The organism is Bacillus cereus group sp. N8 (assembly GCF_016483685.1).
GTDB classification, from domain to species: Bacteria; Bacillota; Bacilli; order Bacillales; family Bacillaceae_G; genus Bacillus_A; species Bacillus_A proteolyticus.
Window position 1 is genome coordinate 12184 of sequence record NZ_JAEHBK010000009.1, and the last position, 21985, is coordinate 34168.

The window sequence follows — 21985 nt, forward strand, 5'->3', positions numbered from 1 at the left end:
TAGATAGACAGAATGAAGAAGTCATTTTAGTATGATGGATTCAGTAATGTGTATTTAAATGGGATTTTTGTTTTGAAAAAATGGATGGATGCTATATCGAGGAGGCTACAAATGAAATTTTCAGAACTTGAGTTAATAGCAATTCAAGCAGAGGTTTTATTTGTTCATAATCAGGTAGGAAGAATAAAGTGTGTAAATGAAAATGGAAATCTGAAAGCACCACGTTTTTTTCTGAGCAGAACTCGTGAAGGGAATATAACGAGATATCATTATAAACTGCATGATGAAACGGTAAGTAAGATCGAGAAATTAATTCGAGAACATTCAAAACATATAGAGATAGCAAAAATCATTAAAGTATTAAATGAAGAGAGAGCGGTGGAGAATATTTGGGTGGGTCCTGCTTACATGTTTCCAAATAATTTAAATAAGCCAACTAGAACAATACAAATAACAGAGAAGAATAAAGAGCTTTTGCGAGACAATTTTCCTAATCTAATAGAACAGATGGAATGGAGGCAACCTTATTTTGCAATTGTAAAAAATAAAAAGGTAGTTTCTATATGTTGCAGTGCCAGAAGTACGCCCGTAGCTGCTGAGGCAAGTGTGGAAACTTTAGCGGAGTTTCAAGGGAATGGATATGGTGTTGATGTCGTTACAGCCTGGGCAATATCAATACAAGAAGAAAAGCGCATTCCGCTTTATAGCACTTCTTGGGATAACTTTGCTTCGCAAGCAGTGGCAAGAAAACTAAAACTCATTAATTATGGCATGAACTTACATATGGATTGAATTTTAAACATCGTTGCATTTTGTTGAAAAAATATTTATATATATAGATTAATGTAAAAGATGATGTGGTGAATATTTACGTTCGATTAACACCTAATTAACAATTTATCAAAACTGACTTAATAAATGCGTAATATAGTAAAGATAACAAAATAACTAGGGTAGAGAACATTTGAGAACACCCGCTTACATATAACGTGCCACTTTCTTAGGTGTGCTCTATTCCCTAGAGTTCAAATAAGGAGAAAGGTGTTCTATGTAAGTAGGTGTTTTTAGTTTGGATAAAAATAGAAAAGCTAGGTGGAATGAATGTTTAAAGAACCTTATATTGCGATGATAAAGGATTGGAAAGGGTATAAAGCATACAAAAAATTACCGAAAACAGTTTTTCTTATGACGGGTTCAATGCTGGAGTTACCAGAGCGTGTATATGAATTACAGAAACATGGACATGATGTATTTCTTCATTGTGATTTTATACAAGGTTTAAATACGAATGCAGAGGAAGCTCTTTTGTATATTCAAGATGTTATCGGAGCACAAGGTATTATTTCAACAAAGGGATCGACAATTCGAAATGCCAATAAAATTGGATTAAAAACGATTCAACGTATTTTTATTGTCGATACTTTATCTCTTACAAAATCAATTGAAAATTGTAAAACGACTAAACCAAATGCGGTAGAGATTATGCCTGGAATTATGCCTTCTATCATTAAACAGCTAGCAGGGGAAATAGAATTTCCTATTATTGCAGGTGGATTGATTCAAACGCGGGAAGATGCGGAAATTGCCATTCGTGCAGGAGCAAGTGCGATTTCAACGAGTCACTATGAAGTATGGATACAAGAAGAAAAAAGGAGTGCAACCTTGTGATCGAATTGAAAGATATTTCAAAGGTATATAAAAATGCGGAAGAGACAGCGGTTAAAGACGTATCGGTTCATATTAAGAAGGGAGAATTTTTTGTTTTAGTTGGACCTTCGGGATGTGGAAAAAGTACATTACTACGAATGATTGCTGGCTTAGAAGAAATTTCTTCGGGAGATTTAATGATTAATGAACGTGTTGCAAATGATTTGGAGCCGAAAGACCGTAATCTATCAATGGTATTTCAAAATTATGCATTATATCCACACCTAACTGTAGAAGAAAATATTTTATTTGGACTTAAGGTAAGGAAAGTACAAAAAGAAGAGCGACAAAAGCGATTAATGGAAGCTATTAAAATGGTAGGACTGAAAGAGTATGTGAAAATGAAACCGGGCCAATTATCAGGCGGACAAAGACAGCGTGTTGCGCTTGCCAGGGCAATCGTGAGTCAAGCACCGATTTGTTTAATGGATGAACCACTTTCAAATTTAGATGCGAAATTACGTGCGCAAATGAGAATTGAAATTAGAGAAATTCAGCAACGACTAGGAATTACGATGATTTACGTTACTCACGATCAAATAGAAGCGATGACTATGGGAGATCGTATCATGGTCTTAAATAAAGGAAGTATACAGCAAGTTGGAACACCGCTTGATATATATAACGAACCAGCAAACGAATTTGTTGCAAGTTTTATAGGTTCTCCTTCTATGAATATAAATGATGGAGAAGTGGATAAAGAAAAAGGCGTATTACATATAGGGCAATTGCAAATTCCATTATCTATTGGACAGTTAAAGCAATTACCAAAAGGAACAATTCGAGTGGGTATGCGTCCTGAGCATATTGCATTGTCTGAGGAAGGACAAGAAGTTACGCTACAATCTATAGAAGTATTAGGAAATGAATCTATATTAAACTTTGCGGTAAATGGTGTAACTTGGAGTGCGAAAGTTATCGGGCAGTTACTTCTGAACAAGGGTGACAAAGTAAAATTATTATTCTCACAAGATAAACTATGCTTCTTTCACCAAAATACAAATGAACGATTAAAAGTGATGGCTGAAGAAGAGTTGAAAGTGGTGGCGAAATAATGATTGAAGTAGGTAAGTTACCAGTTCAAACAACAGTGTCAAAAAAGAAGAGTTTATGGGGCAGAACGAAAGATTTAAGAATAGGATTATTGTTTTTGGCGCCATCTATTTTACTATTTTCGATTTTTCTTTTCTATCCATTGTTTAGGACGATTTACTATAGCTTTTATTTAACAGATATACATGGAGAAGCTAATCTTTTCGTGGGCTTAGAAAATTATCAATATTTATTTTCTGATCCTGCTTTCTACAAAAGTATAAAGTCAACGTTATTATTTGTTTTATATACAGTGCCTACTAGTATTATATTCGCCTTATTTCTTGCATTACTTGCAAATGGAAAAGTAAGAGGTATTGGGTTATTCCGTGTTCTGTTTTCTTCAACTATGGGAATATCGGTAGCTGCTAGTGCAGTGATTTGGTTATTTTTATTCCATCCAAGCGTAGGGCTATTTAATAATATATTAGCCGCTATGAATCTTCCTGCAATCGCATGGTTAACGAGTCCAGAATGGGCACTGTTTTCTGTATCGGTTACAACGGTTTGGGTGAATACAGGATTTGCATTTTTAGTTATATTAGGCGGTTTACAAAATATTGATACGTCTTTATATGAGAGTGCATCTATAGATGGTGCTAGCTATTTATATAAGCTTCGCCGCGTTACATTACCGATGCTATCACCAACTTTATTTTTTATCGTGACAGTAACGTTAATTAGTGCGTTCCAAAGCTTTGGACAAATTGATATTTTAACGCACGGTGGACCAAATGATGCAACGAATTTAATTGTGTACTCGATTTATAAAGAAGCATTTGTAAATCATCAATTTGGAACAGCAAGTGCACAAGCGATGGTATTATTTGTTTTCATTTTCATTGCTACATTACTTCAATTCAAGTTTGCTGAGAGAAAGGTGCATTATAAATGATCGTTAAACAGTGGAAACAAAATTTCCTATTATACATGCTGCTCATTATTAGTGCAGTAATGGTGTTTTTTCCTGTCCTGTATGCGTTTTTAATAAGCTTTATGACACCAGATGATATTCAAATGAGAAGATTATTTCCAACTCAATTTACTTTTGATAATTTCATTAATATTTTTCAAAAAGTACCGCTTTTTACATACTTATATAACAGTTTAATTGTATCGACAGTTGTTATGATTGGACAACTTATTGTGTCAAGCTTAGCGGCTTATGCTTTTGTTTTTCTCCAGTTTAAAGGAAGAAACGTAATTTTCTTCTTGTTTATTTCAACGATGCTTATTCCGTGGGAAGCAACGATGGTACCGAACTTTTTAACGATTCAAAACTTCGGGTGGATTAATAGCTTTGCTGGGATGACAGTACCATTTTTTGCAACAGCTTTCGGTATTTTCTTACTACGTCAACATTTTATGACGCTTCCGAATGAATTGAAAGAAGCTGCTTTTATTGAAGGGATTGGAAATGTAAGGTTTTTATTTAGCGTTGTAATTCCGTATTGTAAAACGAGTTTTATTACGCTTGGAGTATATAGTTTTTTAACAACATGGAATATGTACTTATGGCCACTCTTAGTGACCACTGATGAAAAAGTAAGAACAGTCCAAATTGGTGTAAAGCAGCTTCAGTCTCAAGAAGTTGCAACTGATTGGGGCAGTGTAATGGCCGGTGTTACGGTTATCGTCATTCCAACGTTGATTTTACTATTTTTAGGGCAAAAGCAATTACAACAAGGATTAACAAAAGGTGCAATTAAATAAGAGTACATAGGAAAAGGTGGAATTGAGATGAGTTTATTGAAAAAAAGTGCTGCTCTTTTAATGGCAGCCACAATGGCATTAACCGGGGTAGCTTGTTCAAATAGTAAAACAGAGGGTAAGCCTGAAGCACAGGCGAAAGTAGCTCCAGTTGAAAAGAATGGTGATAAAACTGTAATTCGTTTCTGGCATGCAATGGGTGGAAAAACACAAGGTGTACTAGATGGGCTTGTTGCAGACTATAATAAGTCGCAGAATAAATACGAGATAAAGGCAGAGTTCCAAGGGACATATGAAGAGTCTTTAACGAAATTTAGAACGATGTCTGCAACGAAAGAAGCACCAGCGCTTGTTCAATCGAGTGAAATTACAACGAAATATATGATTGATAGCAAAAAAATCACACCAATTGATAGCTGGATAAAAAAAGATAAGTACGATACTTCAAAGTTGGAAAAAGCAATTACAAATTATTATTCAGTTGATGGGAAAATGTATTCTATGCCATTTAATTCATCTACACCAGTATTAATTTATAATAAGGATGCTTTCGCGAAGGCTGGATTAGATCCAGAGAAAGCTCCGCAAACATATGCTGAGTTAAAAGAAGCGGCGAAAAAGTTAACGATTAAAGAAGGCGGAAATGTAAAGCAGTATGGATTTTCAATGCTGAACTATGGTTGGTTTTTTGAAGAGTTGTTAGCGACACAAGGTGCTTTATATGTAGATAATGAAAATGGTCGTAAAGATGCTGCACAGAAAGCGGTATTTAACGGAAAAGAAGGCCAAAAAGTATTTGGGATGTTAGATGAATTAAATAAAGCTGGTGCACTAGGAAAGTATGGAGCAAGTTGGGATGATATTCGTGCCGCGTTCCAGTCTGGACAAGTTGCTATGTATTTAGATTCTTCAGCTGGTGTTCGTGATTTAATTGATGCATCTAAGTTTAATGTAGGCGTTTCGTATATTCCGTATCCAGAAGATTCAAAGCGAAATGGTGTTGTTATTGGTGGTGCATCATTATGGATGACGAATATGGTTTCAGAAGAAACGCAACAAGGTGCTTGGGACTTTATGAAATATTTAACGAAGCCAGATGTACAAGCAAAATGGCATACAGCAACAGGGTATTTCTCAATTAATCCAGATGCATATAATGAGCCGTTAGTAAAAGAGCAATACGAAAAATATCCACAGCTAAAAGTAACAGTAGAACAATTGCAAGCGACGAAGCAATCTCCAGCAACTCAAGGGGCATTAATTAGTGTATTCCCAGAATCAAGAGATGCAGTTGTAAAAGCATTAGAAGCAATGTATGACGGAAAGAATAGTAAAGAAGCTTTAGATGAAGCTGCAAAAGCAACAGATAGAGCAATTAGTATTTCAGCTCGTACGAGTCAAAAATAAGAGAAAGCCGCATCCTTTTTCAGGATGCGGCTTTCTTTATAGGGAGATAAGGGATCAAAGAAATGATGAAGTCTTATCTCTTTTATATGAGTAAAGGGTCTAGAATGAATTTTGTCTTTTTCATTATTTGTTTAACTCCATTGCAACCTGTTTCCCATTTACGAAAACCTCTGCCACCGCTACTACAACTTCTATCACTTTTTTCATATCTCATCTCTCCTTGTTTTTTGTTTCATTTCTTACTTTTAGTATAAGGAAATGCAGTAACTGCAACTATCGAATTGGATGACAAGAGACTTACATTGTTGTAAGGATAATAGTTTTAGTTTGTAATAAATGTGATTCGGAAATTTCTGTCTTTTTGAATTATAATTAGAAAGAGAATGTTTTAGAAAGAAGGGGATAATATGAAAAGAATTCTTGTTATTAGTGATATTCATGGAGAAATAGAAAAGTTCGAACAATTATTGGAAGAAGCTCACTACGATGCAAGACAGGATCAACTAATTTTGTTGGGGGATTATGTAGATCGTGGCCCGAATGCAAGTGCTGTCATTGAAAAGGTAAAAGAGTTAAAAGAAGAGGGAGCCTTCGTTTTAAAGGGAAATCATGAGGATATGATGATTAAGGCGTTAACGACAGATGAGGAACGTTCATGGAACCATTGGGTAAAAAGGAATGGTGGAGATAAAACGTTATATAGCTATGGATTTGTAGAAGAAGACATTGCCGTTAATGAGGAAAACTTCCAAAAACCGATTTTACAATCTCATATATTAGAGGAACATGTAACGTTTATTCAAGAATTAGATCATTACATTGAAACAGAAGAGTATATCTTTGTACATGCTGGTGTTGAGCCAATGAAACGAGTTTCTGAATCTGAACCATATACGTTAATGTGGATCCGTAATGAGTTTCATAGTGGGTATAGTGGCGAAAAGGTTGTTGTATTTGGCCATACGGAAACAAAGACGCTCCATGGAAATGATAATTGTAATGTGTATTTTGGGGATAACCGTATTATAGGGATTGATGGCGGTGCTGTGTATGGTGGCCAGTTAAATTGTTTGGAGTTGCCGAGTAAAAAGATGTATGTAGTAAAAAATTGAAAGCGATAAGTGAAATCTTATTTCTTTCAATTTTTTATTAAGCAAAATTTAAGAAAGAGCTTTTATAATAAAGGTTCAAAATTCTATATCAAGCAAAACCTTAGAAGGAAATAGTTGAAAATAAAATTACATAATATGATTACATTCTTTCGTTATGAAGAGAAGAAATGTAATAATAAAAAGAGTTGAAATAGATTGTGGAAGGTGAGAATATGCGCTTACTTGTAGTAGAAGATAATGCTTCTTTATTAGAGTCTATTGTCCAAATCTTACGTGATGAGTTTGAAGTAGATACAGCGTTGAATGGAGAAGATGGATTATTTTTAGCACTGCAAAACATTTATGATGCAATCCTACTTGATGTGATGATGCCAGAAATGGACGGATTTGAAGTGATTCAAAAAATACGTGATGAAAAGATTGAAACGCCAGTCCTGTTTTTGACAGCGAGGGATTCTTTGGAAGACCGGGTGAAAGGATTGGATTTTGGTGGAGACGACTATATTGTTAAGCCATTTCAGGCTCCTGAATTAAAAGCGAGAATTCGTGCTTTGCTACGCAGAAGTGGTAGTTTAACGACACAGCAAACTATTCGCTATAAGGGGATTGAACTGTTCGGAAAAGATAAAGACGTTCAAGCGGATGGACAAGGTATTAAGCTGACATTGAAACAATATGAGCTACTAGAGTATCTCATTCAAAATAGCGGTAAGATTTTAATGCGTGAACAAATTTTCGATCGTGTTTGGGGCTTTGATTCAGATACGACAGTAGCAATTGTAGAAGTGTATGTGCATCATTTACGTAAAAAATTAGAACCATTCGGTTATCAGAAAGATATTCAAACCGTTCGAGGTATTGGATATATATTAAAAGAACAATGAAAAAAGGAAGTATGTTTCAAAAAATACGCATTCGTCTGACTATATTAAATTCGTTAGTGTTTATTATATTAATTGGAGTGTTAGGAAGTTTAGTGTATTCATATACATCCAATAAAATTTATAAGGGAGTAGATGAATCGATAAAGGACTTTATTATAAAGATAACGAGAGAAAAGCCACTAGGACCTCCACGATTTGAGGTGGGTAAAGAATTACGTATAGGGGATTCAAAAGCTTTTTACTTAATATGGGACGAAAGTAAGCAATTGCGAGAGATTGATCCGAGAGTTCGAGATCGTAGTTTTCTGGAAGAAAACAAAATAAAGCTATCCCCCAAAAAAATTGGAGATTTCTATGATATAGAAATAAAAAGAAAAAGTTATAGAACCGTGGCAGTCAAAGAAACTATACGTTCGGGAGAGAATGTCACATTTCAAATATTACGTGAAACTACGACTGAAACAGAAGTACTGCGTACATTATTTTTAATTCTTGTTATTGGTTGTAGCATAGGAAGTCTATGTGCAATAGGAATCGGCTTTTTCTTAGCTGGCAGGGCACTCGTACCCATCCAAAATTCATGGGAAAAGCAGCAACAGTTCGTGTCTGATGCATCACATGAATTAAGGACACCACTTGCAGTTATTCAATCAAAAACGGATGTGTTATTCCAGTCACCATCCGCTACGATAGAAGAAAAGGCGATGGATATCTCTACAATTTCAAAGGAATGTAGGCGATTATCGAAACTAGTTAGCAATTTATTATTGTTAGCGCGTTCGGATTCTAATCAAATTGAGATGGATAAGAAAACATTTGAACTAGATAAATTGTTAGAGGAAATAGTAGATCCATATAAAGAAATTGCCTCTTATCAAGAAAAAGAGATGATATTAACAGTAGAACGTGACATATCGTTTATGGGTGATAGAGAGAGAATCCATCAAATGATGGTCATATTGTTAGATAATGCGATGAAGTATACGAATGAAGGTGGGCATATTCAAATTAATTGCATGCAAACGGGCGGTTCAATTCGTATACAGGTGAAAGATGATGGAATAGGGGTGAAAGAAGAGGATATTCCAAAATTATTTAATCGTTTTTATCAAGGTGATAAAGCGAGAAGTGCATCAGAAGGTGCCGGATTAGGCCTTTCAATCGCCAATTGGATTGTAGAAAAGCATTACGGAAAAATATCAGTAGAGAGCAAATGGGGAGATGGCACTTGCTTTGAAGTGATTTTTCCTAAAAACCAAAGAATATAAGTGAGAAGACGACCTTGTTTTTACAAGGTCGTCTTTTTTTAAGGGAAAGTTAAGGAATTGTTTATAGTATGTATTGCATATAGAAAGTTCGTTACAGGAAGAAACGATTATAGAAGTGTATTTGAGTAGATTTTATCAATCATAATGTTATCTCAAGCAGCGATGAGATGTATGTATAGTATTAAAAAAATTATGGGAATGATGGAAAAGACAGTGAAAGAGGGAGGAAGTAAATATGAAAAAGAAAATGATGACGGTATTCACTATTGGAGTAATGAGTTTAAGTATATTAGGGGGTGCCTCTCCTTCTGAAGCACAAAAAGGAAAGACAGATTACGCGCAGCGCAGTAAAGAACAATTAAACAATGGTAAGATACATGCAGTGCATACAGAAGAAAAAGCAGAGAAACTAGGTATTGAAACGGAAGGCAAAGAGCAAATCACGTTAGAAAAAGAAATTCATGAAACGGAAGTAGGAAGAGAAGCAGAACAGTTAGGAATTTCGATTGAAGGAAAAGATGTTGGGACTCTTTCAGAAGAAATCTATGAAACAAAAGTGAAGCAAGAAGCATCAAAATTAGGCATATCTATAGAGAATACATCGATTGTAAATTTAATTACTCAAATTAATACGATTAAAATTAATGAAGAAGCAGATAAATTAGGGATTTCGACAAATGGAAAAGAAATAGAAGACATTGAGGAAGAAATTTACGGAACAAAAGTAAGAGAAGAAGCAGAAAAGTTAGGTATCTCTCATAAAGAGAAAGAAATAGAAGAGTTAGTACAAGAAGTGTACGAACAAAAAGTACAAGAAGAAGCAAAAAAATATCATATTGATTTATATGGGAAAGATATATATCAAGTATTAAGAGAAATCAATGAACAAAAAGTAATTCAAATGGCGGATGAGCTTGGTATGGATAGAGCGAATTTGAATATTCAAGATTTGGCGGAGAAGATAAATCTTGAACAACCTGAAAAGGGAAAAGAGCTTAAGTTTGTTCCTATGGTTCAAACAGATGCTGATGCGTTTTATTCGTATTTAACGAATTAAAAAGGGCGTGAGGGTGATAGGAAAATGGAAGTGGTATATATGTATGGCCGTACTTTGTATAGGGATATGGGGTGCATATACAAATGGAATTACAAAGTATGTGGAGAAAGTAAAGGGGTTACTATTTTCAAGTATACAAAGTCAAAAACGAGCAGAGTTTAGTAATAACGATGAAAAAGTCATTTTATCAAATGTGCCTTTAATTCAGCAATTACCAGAGCTAGATAGAGGTTGTGAAGTGACGAGCTTAGCGATGATGTTACAACACGCAGGCGTTTCAGTAGATAAAATGAAATTAGCAAATGAAATAAAGAAAGTTGATTTTATGAACGATGGTGTACGTGGGAATCCGAATGAAGGATTTGTAGGGAATATTTATACCTTTTCAGAATCTGGATACGGTGTATATCACGGACCACTTTTTCAGTTAGCGAAAAAATATTTACCTAATAAAGCTGTGGACTTAACGGGGAAGAGTATAGAAGAGCTTTATAAGAGTGTAAAATCAGGGCAACCAGTAGTCATGATTACGAATGCAACATTTGCGCCATTAGATGAGGATGAATTTACTACATGGGAGACAAATAGTGGAGATGTTTCTATTACGTATAATGAGCATTGTGTAGTACTTATTGGATATGATAAGGAATTTGTATATATTCGAGATCCTCTCGAGGATAGCCTAGATGTAAAGGTACCGAGAGAAGACTTTGAACAGGCATGGGTACAGATGGGGAGCCAAGCAATTAGTTATGTGAAAAGTTCAAAGTAAAGTAAGGGAATAAGGGTATACAGATTATAAAGAAGGTTTTGTGAGAAGTGTTTTAAAGAAGCAAAATTGATAAGAAGAAAGAGAACTTCTATGTATGGAAGTTCTCTTATTTTGTAATTTAAACTTTGAAGAATAATTACATATGTAAAAATGCATAATCAATAAAAAAAATACGTGTTATTATTATATTTTGTTTCTAAAATTAATTGAGCAGCAGAAACAATGAAAGGTTTAGCAGGCGATGAAAATGAAGTAACGAATGCTGTTGGTGAAATTGAAAAGGCTACAGAAGAACTATAAGAAATTAAAGTATAATAACAGCAAATAAGTAAGGTGAAAATAATATCACCTTACTTATTTTTCTATTCAGCAATTAGGGGAGTTATTAACGGGATGAAAAAAAGAAAAAAACTATGGAATTTATGGAAAACGATTACATTATTAGTGTGTACAGTTGTAATTTTTTCTTTACTTGTGACAGATATATTAATTAGTCATAATGTAGAACGGACAACGGAGGAAAGCCAAGCAGAGAAAGCGAAAACAATTGCACACATTGTGGCGAATGATTCAGTTGTAATCAATGGTTTGATTGGGAAAGCAGATACTTCAGCAATCCAAACGTATACAAATAGGATATTAAAAAATACAGGTGTTCAATTTATTGTAGTTATGGATATGGATGGAATAAGAAAATCGCATCCAAATCCTCAAAAAATAGGTCATCATTTTATTGGGGGAGATGAAGGACCTGCATTGAAAGGGAAGGAACATGTATCGCTAGCAGAAGGAACTTTAGGTATTTCAATGCGAGTATTTGTACCAATATTTTCTGAAACAGGTGAACAAATTGGAGCGGTGGCTGTCGGTATTTCAGCAGATAATGTAAAAGAAAGGGTTAAGGAAAGTAGACATATTATTTATATTGGAGTTGGAGTTGGAGTACTAGTCGGAATTATAGGAGCAATATTGCTAGCTAGGCATATAAAGAAAAGCTTATTCGGTCTTGAGCCACACAGGATAGCGAAAATTCTTGAGGAAAGAAATACGATGTTACAATCTGTAAAGGAAGGTATTATCGCTGTAGATAAAGAGGCGAGAGTAACGTTAATTAATAATGAAGCGAAACGGCTATTTAAAAAAAGTGGACTGGAAGAAGATTTTATTGGTAAAGATGTTGAATTGTATATGCCGAATTCACGTATAAAAGAAGTGTTGCAAACAGGAGAGGTACAATTAAACGAAGAACAAAAAATTTATGGGATTACGATTGTTACTAATCGTGTTCCTTTATATGTAAAAGGAGAAATAGTTGGTGCAATTGCAACATTTCGTGATAAAACAGAAATTAGAAAATTGGCAGAAGAACTAACTGGTATTAGGCTATATGCGGAAGCTTTACGGGCACAATCTCATGAATTTATGAATAAAATGCATGTCGTATTAGGGTTAACGCATATGAAACAGTATGAAGAATTGCAGAAATATGTAAGTAGTATGGTATCAGAGCATCAATATGAAATTGGGGGGATTATGAAAAAAATTCAAAGCCCAGTATTTGCTGGATTTTTACTAGGTAAACTTAGTTACGCTAGAGAGAAAAATATAAAGTTAATTATAAAAGAAGATTCTTACTTACCAGAAATGTATGATGAACGTATCATTCATGAACTAATCACTATTGTCGGAAATTTAATTAATAATGCATTAGACGCAGTGACAAATTGTGAGAAAAAGCAGGTTGAAATTGGAATACAATATGGGGATACATTAATCATTACAGTACAAGATACGGGGAAAGGCATAAAAGAAGATGAAATTGATGCATTATTTATAAAAGGTTATTCTACAAAGGGTGATAATCGGGGGTATGGTTTGCATCTTGTAAAGGAAAGCATACAGCGAATAAATGGGGAAATTTATGTTCATTCATTGTTAGGAATGGGGACGACAATAACGATTGAAATACCTAAAGGTAGGGATGAGAGGCAAATATGATTAAAGTTTTAATTGTAGAAGATGACCCGATGGTAGCGATGTTAAATACACATTATTTAGAGCAAGTAGGAGGGTTTGAACTTGTTCATGCAGTTAACTCAGTTAAATCGGCGATAGAAGCATTAGAAAAATCACGAGTAGATTTAGTATTACTTGATATTTTTATGTCTGAAGAGACTGGATTCGAGCTTTTAATGTATATTCGGAATCAAGAAAAAGAAATCGATATTATGATGATTTCAGCTGTACATGATATGGGGAGTATTAAAAAAGCATTACAATATGGGGTTGTGGATTATTTAATTAAACCATTTACATTTGAACGATTTAAAGAGGCATTAACTATATATCGAGAAAAACTCACTTTTATGAAAGAACAACAAAAAATTAGTCAATCGGAATTAGATTCATTAATTTTGCAAAAAGAAAAAAGAGAATCTTTTGTTAATAAAGAACTTCCAAAGGGATTAACGAAGCAAACGTTGCAATTAATTTGGCAGAAGATCGAGTCGCTGAATGGACGAGCGTTTACAACAGATGAAATGGCACAATTAGTAGGAATTTCAAGAGTTTCTATTCGAAAGTATGTAATGTTTTTGACTGAAATTGGAGTGTTAGAAAACGAAATGGTGTACCAGCATGTGGGAAGACCTGTAAGTAAATTAAGATGTGTTGATCAAAATAAAATAGAGTTTTACGTATAAGCGACTTATTATAAGTCGCTTATACTTTTTTTAATTACAAAACCAATTACAAAACTTACAAAAACTATTTTTACTATTGAAAGCGTTTTAATATTGTTATTAAGAAAACAAGGGGGTGCCATATGGGAATTCAAAAGAATGTGGAAGCGGTATCATTTCCTGAGGAGAATGAGGTACAAAGAGAATCGTTTGCTTCTAAAATTATGAATGTAAAAATCGGTGTAATACCTTTACCGTTATATGTAGTATTGGCTGCTATTATTTATGGGGCATCTGTATATAATAAATTGCCAGCAGATATGATTGGTGGATTTGCAGTTATTATGATCATGGGGATTTTCTTAGGTGACATTGGGATGAGAATTCCAATTCTAAAAAACATCGGTGGTCCAGCAATTCTTTCGTTATTTGTTCCATCGTTACTTGTATTTTTTAACTGGATGAATCCAGCTTCAATGGAAGCTGCAACTATGTTAATGAAAAAATCGAACTTTTTATATTTATATATTTCTTGTTTAGTAGTTGGAAGTATTTTAGGAATGAACCGTAAAGTATTAGTACAAGGTTTCGTTCGCATGTTTATTCCTTTAGTGGTAGGGACGCTAGCTTCTATAGCAGTAGGCCTATTAGTAGGTTCACTATTTGGATTTGAAATGAAGCAGACATTCTTCTTTATCATTGTACCAATTGTGAGTGGTGGTATTGGGGAAGGGATTTTACCATTATCGTTAGCTTACGGTGATATTTTAAATGAGCCATCAGCAACATTTGTATCACAACTTATTCCTGCAGCTATTATCGGGAATATGTTTGCAATTGTGAGTGCAGGATATATGAAGCGTTTAGGTGAGAAGAAACCTGAGCTTAGTGGTAACGGTGTATTAGTGAAAACAGACAATCAAGCAGAATTACTAAAAGAACAAAATACAGAGAAGCCAATTGACTTCTCATTAATGGGAGCAGGTTTATTAATTGCATGTACGTTCTTCATCTTTGGAGGATTCGCTTCTAAGTTCATCGGTATTCCTGGGGCAATCATTATGATTTTCTCAGCAGCACTTGTGAAGTACTTTAAATTAATGCCAGCAAAAATGGAACAAGGAGCATTCCATTTATATAAATTTATTTCAAAAAATTTAACATGGCCGTTAATGGTCGGCTTAGGATTGCTATATATTCCGTTAAAAGATGTAGCGGCAGTTCTTTCGGTAGGATATGTTGTTGTGTGTGCATCAGTTGTTCTTACAATGGTAGCATCAGGTTTTCTTGTAGGAAAAGTGATGAAAATGTATCCTGTTGAATCAGCAATTGTAACGGGATGTCATAGTGGTTTAGGTGGAACTGGAGATGTTGCAATTCTATCAGCTTCAAATCGTATGGAATTAATGCCTTTTGCGCAAATTTCAACGCGTTTAGGCGGAGCGGCAGTGGTCGTAACAGCGACAATTTTATTAAAAATGTTTTCATGATCAAAACAAGCTAGCTATATTCGTATAGCTAGCTTGTCAAATTAAGGGGAGATTATAAGTATGTTAGAAAATCAAATTAATGAAAGATCATTGTTATTGCATAAAGAGTTAGTAGGGAAAATTGAGATTACAAGTAAAGTAGAAGTGAATTCAGCGGATGATTTAAGTCTGACTTATACACCAGGGGTAGCTGAGTCTTGTAAAGCAATTGCGGCAGATGAGGAAACAGCTTATGACTATACAGCACGTGGTAATATGGTAGCGGTCGTCTCAGATGGAACTGCAGTACTTGGTTTAGGGAACATTGGACCGAAAGCGGCTATGCCTGTTATGGAAGGGAAAAGTATTTTATTTAAGAAGTTTGCGAATGTAGATGCTTTCCCGCTATGTTTAGGTACGACTGATGTGGATGAAATCGTTACCCTTGTGAAAAATCTAGAGCCTACATTTGCAGGTATTAATTTAGAGGATATTGCAGCACCACGCTGTTTTGAAATTGAAAAACGATTAAAAGAAGAAACGAATATTCCTGTATTTCATGATGATCAGCATGGGACGGCTATTGTCGTTTTAGCAGCTGTTATTAATGCATTAAAAGTTGTAAGTAAACAAATGGATGATGTGAAAATTGTTATTAACGGTGCGGGTTCGGCAGGAATTGCAATTGGAAAATTATTATTAAAAGCTGGCGCAAAACACATTACATTAGTAAGTTTAGAAGGTATTGTTTGTGAAGGTGAAACGTGGATGAACGAAGCACAAGTAGAAGTTGCAAAGCGGACGAATCGCGAACATGTACGCGGAACGCTAAAAGAAGCGATTCATCAAGCTGATATTTTCATTGGCGTATCTGCTCCTAACGTATTAACGAAAGAACTTGTACAGACGATGAATGGGAAAGCGATTGTGTTTGCAATGGCGAATCCAATTCCAGAAATATTCCCAGAAGATGCATTAGCAGCTGGTGCAGCTGTAGTAGGAACTGGACGTTCTGATTACTCGAATCAAGTAAATAATGTATTGGCGTTCCCAGGAATATTCCGCGGTGCGTTAGATGTGCGAGCGACTGATATTACAGAAGAGATGAAATTAGCGGCAGCATATGGAATCGCTAACATCATTACGGAGGAAGAGCTTCATGCGAGTTATGTAATTCCAAATCCATTAGATAAAAGAGTTGTTCCAAGTGTTGCAGAAGCAGTAGCAAAAGCAGCCATTGATTCAGGAGTGGCGCAAATTACGAAAATGCCAAGTTATAAATAGTCAAAAGCAGCGCCTTAAAAAGGCACTGCTTTTTTTGAGATAAGAAATCAAAACAATGAAGAAGTGTAAATTTATTCAAGCCCCTTTCATTATTTATTTAATTCCATTGCAACTTGTTTACAATTTACTAAAACCTCAGTTACTGCTACGATCACTTCTATCATTTTTTTCATCTCTCATCTCTCCTCGCTTCATTTCTTACTTTAAGTATAAGAGAAGAGAGATAATCCAACTATCGAAGTACGTGACGTAGAAATTACATTGTTGTAAGGAAGTGTTTCAGTTTTGTCACTTTATTCGGCGTTGATTACAAACTGATCATAATATTTTTCATTCACATATATATTTAATACCCATAATCCAGAGGAAGGTAGTGACATTACGAGAGGGAGTTCCTTTATGGTTGTATCGACTGTATTTGAAGTAGTCCAAGTTTGTTTGGAAGTTTCTTTTTGAAAGAGTACTGGTGTTGGAGTTGTAGTTCCTTGTTTTAACGCGATAATAGACAGTTTTCCAGTTGGCATTTCAGGATCTAGGAAGAACCACATTATTTCATTTTGTTCATTTGCGATAATAGAGCTATCAGCCATTGCAATTTTTCCTTCAATGCCTTTTAAGGGCATTTTCCCCTCTGTAAAGGAAGGTGCTTCTTCCCAATTTACATCTTTTAAAACACTAAGATGAAAAAAGGAAGGTGCGTTAATTTGAGAGGATGACGTTTCTAGTACTTCTTTTTTAGGTACATTTGAATCTGGTTGCACTTGTGCGCAGCCAGTAATGAGGAAGGAGAAAAGTAGCATAGTTCCGATTTTTTTCATGTTGCCACACTCCTAATTTTTATTGTTAGTGTAATTGTATTTGCTAGAAAGCGGGACAATTCCTTTAAAGTATAAAAAGAGGTCGTAAGTTTTGTACGACCTCTTTTGACATTTTCTATACTTGTTCAGTTGTAAAGGTTGGCTCATTCTCTTTTTGCGGCATCGTTAAGAAAATAACAGAAAGAATGATACATACGCCGCCTAATAATTGATAGGCTCCAAAAGATTCATTTAGCCAAGCGATTGAAACGATGGCCGCTACAAGTGGTTCAATGCTAGATAAAATGCTCGTTTCTGTTGCTGCTAAATATTTCAGACTGCCGATATAAAGAAGGAAAGAAAGGGTGCCACTTATGATGATAAGAATAAGCATAGAAAAAGTTTTTGGTGTAAAAGTTTGTGAAAGCTGATTCCATTCAAACGAGCGATTACAAATAAGAAGGGCAATTCCACCGATTAACATCCCCCAGCCAATTACTACAGTTGTTCCGCATTCTTTAATAAGAGAAGCTGGATGAAGGGTATAGAATGCAAATCCAATTGCTGTTAATAGACCAAAAATAATGGCTTCTTTCGATAAAACAATATTTTCAATTGAACCGTTTGTAATAATAAAGTACGTTCCCGTTAGGGCAGTTATAATTGCGAGTAGTTGCATAGAAGCAGGGAATTTTCTTTGTCCAAATGCGACATAAATGGTAATAAGAACAGGACCTAGAAATTGAAATAATGTTGCTGTGACCGCATTACTAATATGAACTGTTTCGATAAAGGCATATTGCGCACCAAGCATGCCAAGAATAGAGAAAATTATAAGTTGTATAAAGTGTTTAGGGTGTTTCCAAATGTGAAATATGTTTTGTTTTTTAATAAGCAAGAAAGATAAAATGAATATTCCAGCGAGCAACAGGCGAATTGTCAAAAAATCAAGTGATGATACGTTAGTATGTTGAAATAGCCACTGAATCATGGGACCAGATAATCCCCATAGGGTAGCTCCTGTAATAATCATCATAAGTCCAATGCGTCTACCATTGTTCATTATCATGCATCTCCTCTCTAGTATTTGATTATTAATGCGTTACATGATAAAAGGAATTATATAGAACTTCTGGTACTGTAAAAAGTATCAGTTATGTGTTTTTGAGAGGGGTCAGTTATTGTGTTAGAATTAACGCCTAATTTAAATGCAAATAGTAAGACGGCATTGTATGTACAATTGTATGAGTATATAAAAAAAGAGATTAAAGATGGAACGATTCCGGCTTTTACGAAATTACCGGCTAAGAGGAAGCTAGCAACATATTTACAAGTGAGTAAAAATACAGTTGAAGCTGCTTATGAGCAACTTCTTGCGGAAGGATATATTGAGTCGATTTCTAGAAAAGGGTATTTTGCATGTGAAATCGAGCAAATGATTCATGCGGAAGCTAGCGAAGAGGTAATAGGAGAAGCGCCTTTTCAAGATAAGAAGTATAAATTTGATTTCACTCAAACGGGTGTGGATACTAATACTTTTCCGTTCCATGTATATCGAAAAATTACGAACGAGGTATGGCAATTTGAAAATAAAGATTTACTTTTTATTGGACATCCGCAAGGGGAGGTAAGTTTACGAGAAGCAATCGCGAGCTATTTGTATGAATCTAGAGGTGTACGATGCGTAGCTAGTCAAATTGTAATAGGAGCGGGTACGCAAATATTAGTAAAAATGTTATTTCAGCTGTTAAAGGGAAGTCGTTATGCAGTTGAGAATCCTGGGTACCATCGGAAAATGGTTGTTTTTGAGCAAGGGGAACAAAATGTCCAAATGTTATCTTTAGATGGAGATGGAATTTGTATGTCACAGTTAACTGATAGCCATGCAAATGTTGTATTTGTTACACCTTCGCATCAGTTTCCTTGCGGGATGATTATGCCAATTACGAGAAGAATGCAGCTTTTACAATGGGCGAAAAAAGAAGAGGGAAGATATATTATTGAAGATGATTATGATAGTGAATTCCGATATTCAGGAAAGCCGATTCCGGCGCTGCAAGGGTTAGATAGAGATGGGAAAGTAATTTATATGGGTACGCTGTCTAAAGCGCTATTGCCATCATTACGGATGAGTTATATGGTGTTGCCAAAACCGCTCATTAAGCAGTATCAGGAGCAATATTTATTTTATACACAAAGCGTTTCAAGAATGGATCAAGAGGTCATTAAGAAATTTTTAAATGATGGGCATTGGGAAAAACATATTCATAAAATGCGCGTTGTGTACCGAAAGAAGAGGGACCGCCTTGTTTCGGTAATAGAAAAATATTTTTCTAATGGAGTTGAAGTAATAGGAGAGGACTCTGGCCTACATATTTTATTAAAAGTGCATAATGGGATGGAAGAGAAAGAGTTAGTGGAAGCTGCAGCTGAAAGGAGTATTAAAGTATATCCTGTTTCGATGTATTATAAGGAAAGGACTTCCCCCGAAAATACAGTATTGCTTGGATTTGCGACTTTATTAGAGGAAGAAATTGAAGAGGCCATCCAATTATTATATACAGCATGGTTTACAAGGAAGTAAAAAAACATCCTCATAAATGGAGGATGTTTTTTATTATTTTTCTTCATCTAGGAAAAGAACCATATGTTCTTCATCCCAATATTGTCCGTTATATTTTAATGAACGTTCCTGCACACCAAATGTTTTAAATCCTAATGACTCATAAAGTTTTTTTGCACCATCGTTGCCAACAACAACATCGAGCATAACTTGCTCTACTTCTAGAGATTTAGCAAGTTCAAGACATTCCTTAATAAGTGCTTTTCCTGCTCCAAGTCCGCGTGCTTTTGGAGACACGTATACTGAACCAATTTTCGCTTTATGTTCTTGTTTTACATATGGTTTCGTTTCCAGTGTTGCAACTCCGATTAATTCCCCATCTTTAAATGCACCTAGTGTATAGTTCTCATCTTGTGCTAATTTTTGGGCTTTATATTCAATAGCACACTCTTTATTAATAATATCTTCATAAGAAGAGCTGAAAGCTTCCGGGTTTTGTTTTAATCCTTCTACTCGAAGTTCTAAGTAAATTTCTGCTTCGTCTTTTGTTAATACATGGATATCCAATTATATCACCCTCCAAATCTTTTACAGTTGTACCTATATTTTATATTGAAATAAAAATAATTTCAAAAGCTTAGCTTATATGAGCTGGTTTTATAAATAAAATAGCACCAGTAGTGTTTACTACTACTGGTGTTTTCACGCATATATTATTCAAATGGTAATTCAATTATAAATTCTGTTCCGACTCCTAATTCGCTTTTAACTTCGATAGAACCATTATGAAGTTCTACAATTTCCATTGCAACAGCTAGTCCAATACCTTTTCCACCTGTAGCCCTTGTTCTAGATTTATCGACACGGTAAAAGCGATCGAAAATGTGTGGGATATCTTCTTTTGGAATACCTTCACCTTCATCTTGTACACTTATTGTAAAAGTATTCACACTGGTTAGTACACGTATTGTGATAGAAGTATTTTCTGGCGAATGTTGATAGGCGTTGTGTAATAAATTTAACATCACTTGTTCCATACGCCTTTCATCTATACAAACTTCTAAATCATTTTTACAGTATACATGAATTTCTATTTGTTTGTTTGTTAATGTTGTTTTTGTTTTTTCAACCATTCGTTCTAAAAATGGTCTAAGGGGCATTTTTTGTTTTTTAATAACGAATTGATGTTGCTCTAATTGTACGAGCATAAATAAATCTTGTACGAGATCAGTTACACTATCCGTTTCATCCTCGATGATTTGTAAATACTCTTCACGTTCTTCCTTCGTTAAAGAATCTCTCTTTGCCACTTTCGCATAACCTTTCATATAAGTTAGTGGAGTTAGTAACTCGTGTGCTACACTGGCAAGAAATTCGTTTCGCTCTTTTTTCATATATGTAAGTTCACTAGACAGTTCCTCAATTGTTGTGGCTAAACTTCCAAGTTCATCATTTCGTTTAATCCCTAATTGAACTGGTTTGTTTAATTTTGACATTTTTTCTGTTGCTCTTTTCATCTTTATAAGAGGATCTGTAATAACTCGAGAAAAAACAAAGACAGAAATAGTTGTTAAAATAAGTGTTAAAATACTCACGATAATGAATTGATCCATGAGTTTAAGGAGCATATCTTCTAAGAAGGATGTTTTTAAGAACATGTGTAATTTGCCTTGAAAGTCTTTTGTGTCAATTGGTGTTACTGTTGAGATGAATTTTGATTTTTTCCAATTCTTTTCTACTATTAATCCCCCCCTTTTAACCGGGGGGATTTTACAATGAAGTTGTTTTTGCATATCTTTTGTTACTGTTTCTGAGGTCGAAGTGATTTTTCCATTACTGTCAGTTATAACAATGGCTATATCAGAATTAGTAAGTGCTTCTGTTTCCATTAAATCTTCAGCGGCATCTTCAATAGAGAAGCCGGAAGGGACAGGGCGATTGAAATGTTCAGCACGTTTTTTCTGCTCAGCGTCTTTGCCGTAGTTGCTCCATTTTGCACGCCGTTCAATCGTATCACGATAGCGATTTCCTTTCTCTAAAAGAGCAACGGTTTCTTCTTCAACCCGCATTTTTGAAAGGCTTTTATAAAAAGATACGAAAGCAATTGTTTCAATACATAAAGCTAATATTAAAAAGTATGTCCCAACTTTAAGGGAAAGTTTGCTCATTTTCTCACCATACC

General features: G+C 34.9%; 20 protein-coding genes. 16 read left to right on the forward strand and 4 right to left on the reverse strand.

Features of this window, described 5'->3' with window-relative positions; genetic code table 11:
* Nucleotides 1-111 precede the first annotated feature (111 nt).
* From JDS80_RS15065 to JDS80_RS15135, 15 genes are all read left to right on the forward strand, one after another.
* Nucleotides 112-792: a GNAT family N-acetyltransferase gene (locus tag JDS80_RS15065; RefSeq protein WP_199639033.1), complete on the forward strand. Its 681-nt coding sequence runs from the start codon at nt 112-114 to the stop codon at nt 790-792.
* Nucleotides 793-1101: 309 nt separating this feature from the next.
* Nucleotides 1102-1668, forward strand: a complete 567-nt coding sequence (locus tag JDS80_RS15070; RefSeq protein WP_199639035.1) for a glycerol-3-phosphate responsive antiterminator — start codon at nt 1102-1104, stop codon at nt 1666-1668.
* Nucleotides 1665-2762 (forward strand): sn-glycerol-3-phosphate ABC transporter ATP-binding protein UgpC, encoded by a 1098-nt coding sequence (locus JDS80_RS15075; protein ID WP_199639037.1) that lies wholly within the window; start codon nt 1665-1667, stop codon nt 2760-2762. Before JDS80_RS15070 ends, JDS80_RS15075 begins: the two co-directional genes overlap by 4 nt.
* A complete protein-coding gene (locus tag JDS80_RS15080; RefSeq protein WP_199639039.1) occupies nt 2762-3694 on the forward strand; it encodes a carbohydrate ABC transporter permease in 933 nt (310 codons plus the stop codon). Before JDS80_RS15075 ends, JDS80_RS15080 begins: the two co-directional genes overlap by 1 nt.
* Complete coding sequence (locus JDS80_RS15085) at nt 3691-4512, forward strand: carbohydrate ABC transporter permease (RefSeq protein WP_199639041.1); 822 nt, start codon at nt 3691-3693, stop codon at nt 4510-4512. Before JDS80_RS15080 ends, JDS80_RS15085 begins: the two co-directional genes overlap by 4 nt.
* A gap of 27 nt (nt 4513-4539) precedes the next feature.
* Entirely contained in the window at nt 4540-5916 is a 1377-nt protein-coding gene (locus tag JDS80_RS15090) for an ABC transporter substrate-binding protein (RefSeq protein ID WP_199639043.1), read from the forward strand.
* Between the two features lie 407 nt (nt 5917-6323).
* On the forward strand, nt 6324-7028 hold the full coding sequence (locus JDS80_RS15095; protein ID WP_199639045.1) for a metallophosphoesterase family protein: 705 nt from the start codon (nt 6324-6326) through the stop codon (nt 7026-7028).
* Nucleotides 7029-7240: 212 nt separating this feature from the next.
* Entirely contained in the window at nt 7241-7912 is a 672-nt protein-coding gene (locus tag JDS80_RS15100) for a response regulator transcription factor (RefSeq protein WP_199639047.1), read from the forward strand.
* Nucleotides 7909-9180 carry a sensor histidine kinase gene (locus JDS80_RS15105; protein ID WP_199639049.1) on the forward strand — a complete coding sequence of 424 codons (1272 nt, stop codon included), beginning with the start codon at nt 7909-7911 and terminating at the stop codon, nt 9178-9180. The genes JDS80_RS15100 and JDS80_RS15105 overlap by 4 nt, the downstream gene beginning before the upstream one ends.
* A 235-nt stretch (nt 9181-9415) precedes the next feature.
* Nucleotides 9416-10237 (forward strand): transporter, encoded by an 822-nt coding sequence (locus tag JDS80_RS15110; RefSeq protein WP_199639051.1) that lies wholly within the window; start codon nt 9416-9418, stop codon nt 10235-10237.
* Nucleotides 10238-10280: 43 nt separating this feature from the next.
* Entirely contained in the window at nt 10281-11009 is a 729-nt protein-coding gene (locus JDS80_RS15115) for a C39 family peptidase (RefSeq protein WP_199639053.1), read from the forward strand.
* 393 nt (nt 11010-11402) lie between these two features.
* Nucleotides 11403-13007, forward strand: a complete 1605-nt coding sequence (locus tag JDS80_RS15120; protein WP_199639055.1) for a sensor histidine kinase — start codon at nt 11403-11405, stop codon at nt 13005-13007.
* A complete protein-coding gene (locus JDS80_RS15125) occupies nt 13004-13711 on the forward strand; it encodes a response regulator (RefSeq protein WP_199639057.1) in 708 nt (235 codons plus the stop codon). Before JDS80_RS15120 ends, JDS80_RS15125 begins: the two co-directional genes overlap by 4 nt.
* A gap of 122 nt (nt 13712-13833) precedes the next feature.
* Nucleotides 13834-15180, forward strand: coding sequence for a 2-hydroxycarboxylate transporter family protein (locus JDS80_RS15130; RefSeq protein ID WP_199639059.1), 1347 nt, complete (start codon nt 13834-13836; stop codon nt 15178-15180).
* Nucleotides 15181-15240: 60 nt separating this feature from the next.
* Nucleotides 15241-16443, forward strand: a complete 1203-nt coding sequence (locus JDS80_RS15135) for an NAD(P)-dependent malic enzyme (RefSeq protein WP_199639061.1) — start codon at nt 15241-15243, stop codon at nt 16441-16443.
* 293 nt (nt 16444-16736) lie between these two features.
* On the opposite strand, the gene JDS80_RS15140 is transcribed toward JDS80_RS15135, so the two are convergent.
* Together JDS80_RS15140 and JDS80_RS15145 are read right to left on the reverse strand one after the other, a co-directional pair.
* On the reverse strand, nt 16737-17261 hold the full coding sequence (locus tag JDS80_RS15140) for a DUF4871 domain-containing protein (protein ID WP_071772152.1): 525 nt from the start codon (nt 17259-17261) through the stop codon (nt 16737-16739).
* 115 nt (nt 17262-17376) lie between these two features.
* Nucleotides 17377-18303, reverse strand: coding sequence for a DMT family transporter (locus JDS80_RS15145; protein WP_199639063.1), 927 nt, complete (start codon nt 18301-18303; stop codon nt 17377-17379).
* Between the two features lie 120 nt (nt 18304-18423).
* On the opposite strand from JDS80_RS15145, the gene pdxR reads away from it, so the two are divergent.
* Entirely contained in the window at nt 18424-19824 is a 1401-nt protein-coding gene (gene pdxR, locus JDS80_RS15150) for a MocR-like pyridoxine biosynthesis transcription factor PdxR (protein WP_199639065.1), read from the forward strand.
* Between the two features lie 33 nt (nt 19825-19857).
* Here the strand turns inward: pdxR and JDS80_RS15155 are convergent, their stop codons facing one another.
* Nucleotides 19858-20370: a GNAT family N-acetyltransferase gene (locus tag JDS80_RS15155; protein ID WP_000351210.1), complete on the reverse strand. Its 513-nt coding sequence runs from the start codon at nt 20368-20370 to the stop codon at nt 19858-19860.
* A gap of 146 nt (nt 20371-20516) precedes the next feature.
* Nucleotides 20517-21971, reverse strand: a complete 1455-nt coding sequence (locus JDS80_RS15160) for a sensor histidine kinase (protein WP_199639067.1) — start codon at nt 21969-21971, stop codon at nt 20517-20519.
* Between the last annotated feature and the right edge of the window lie 14 nt (nt 21972-21985).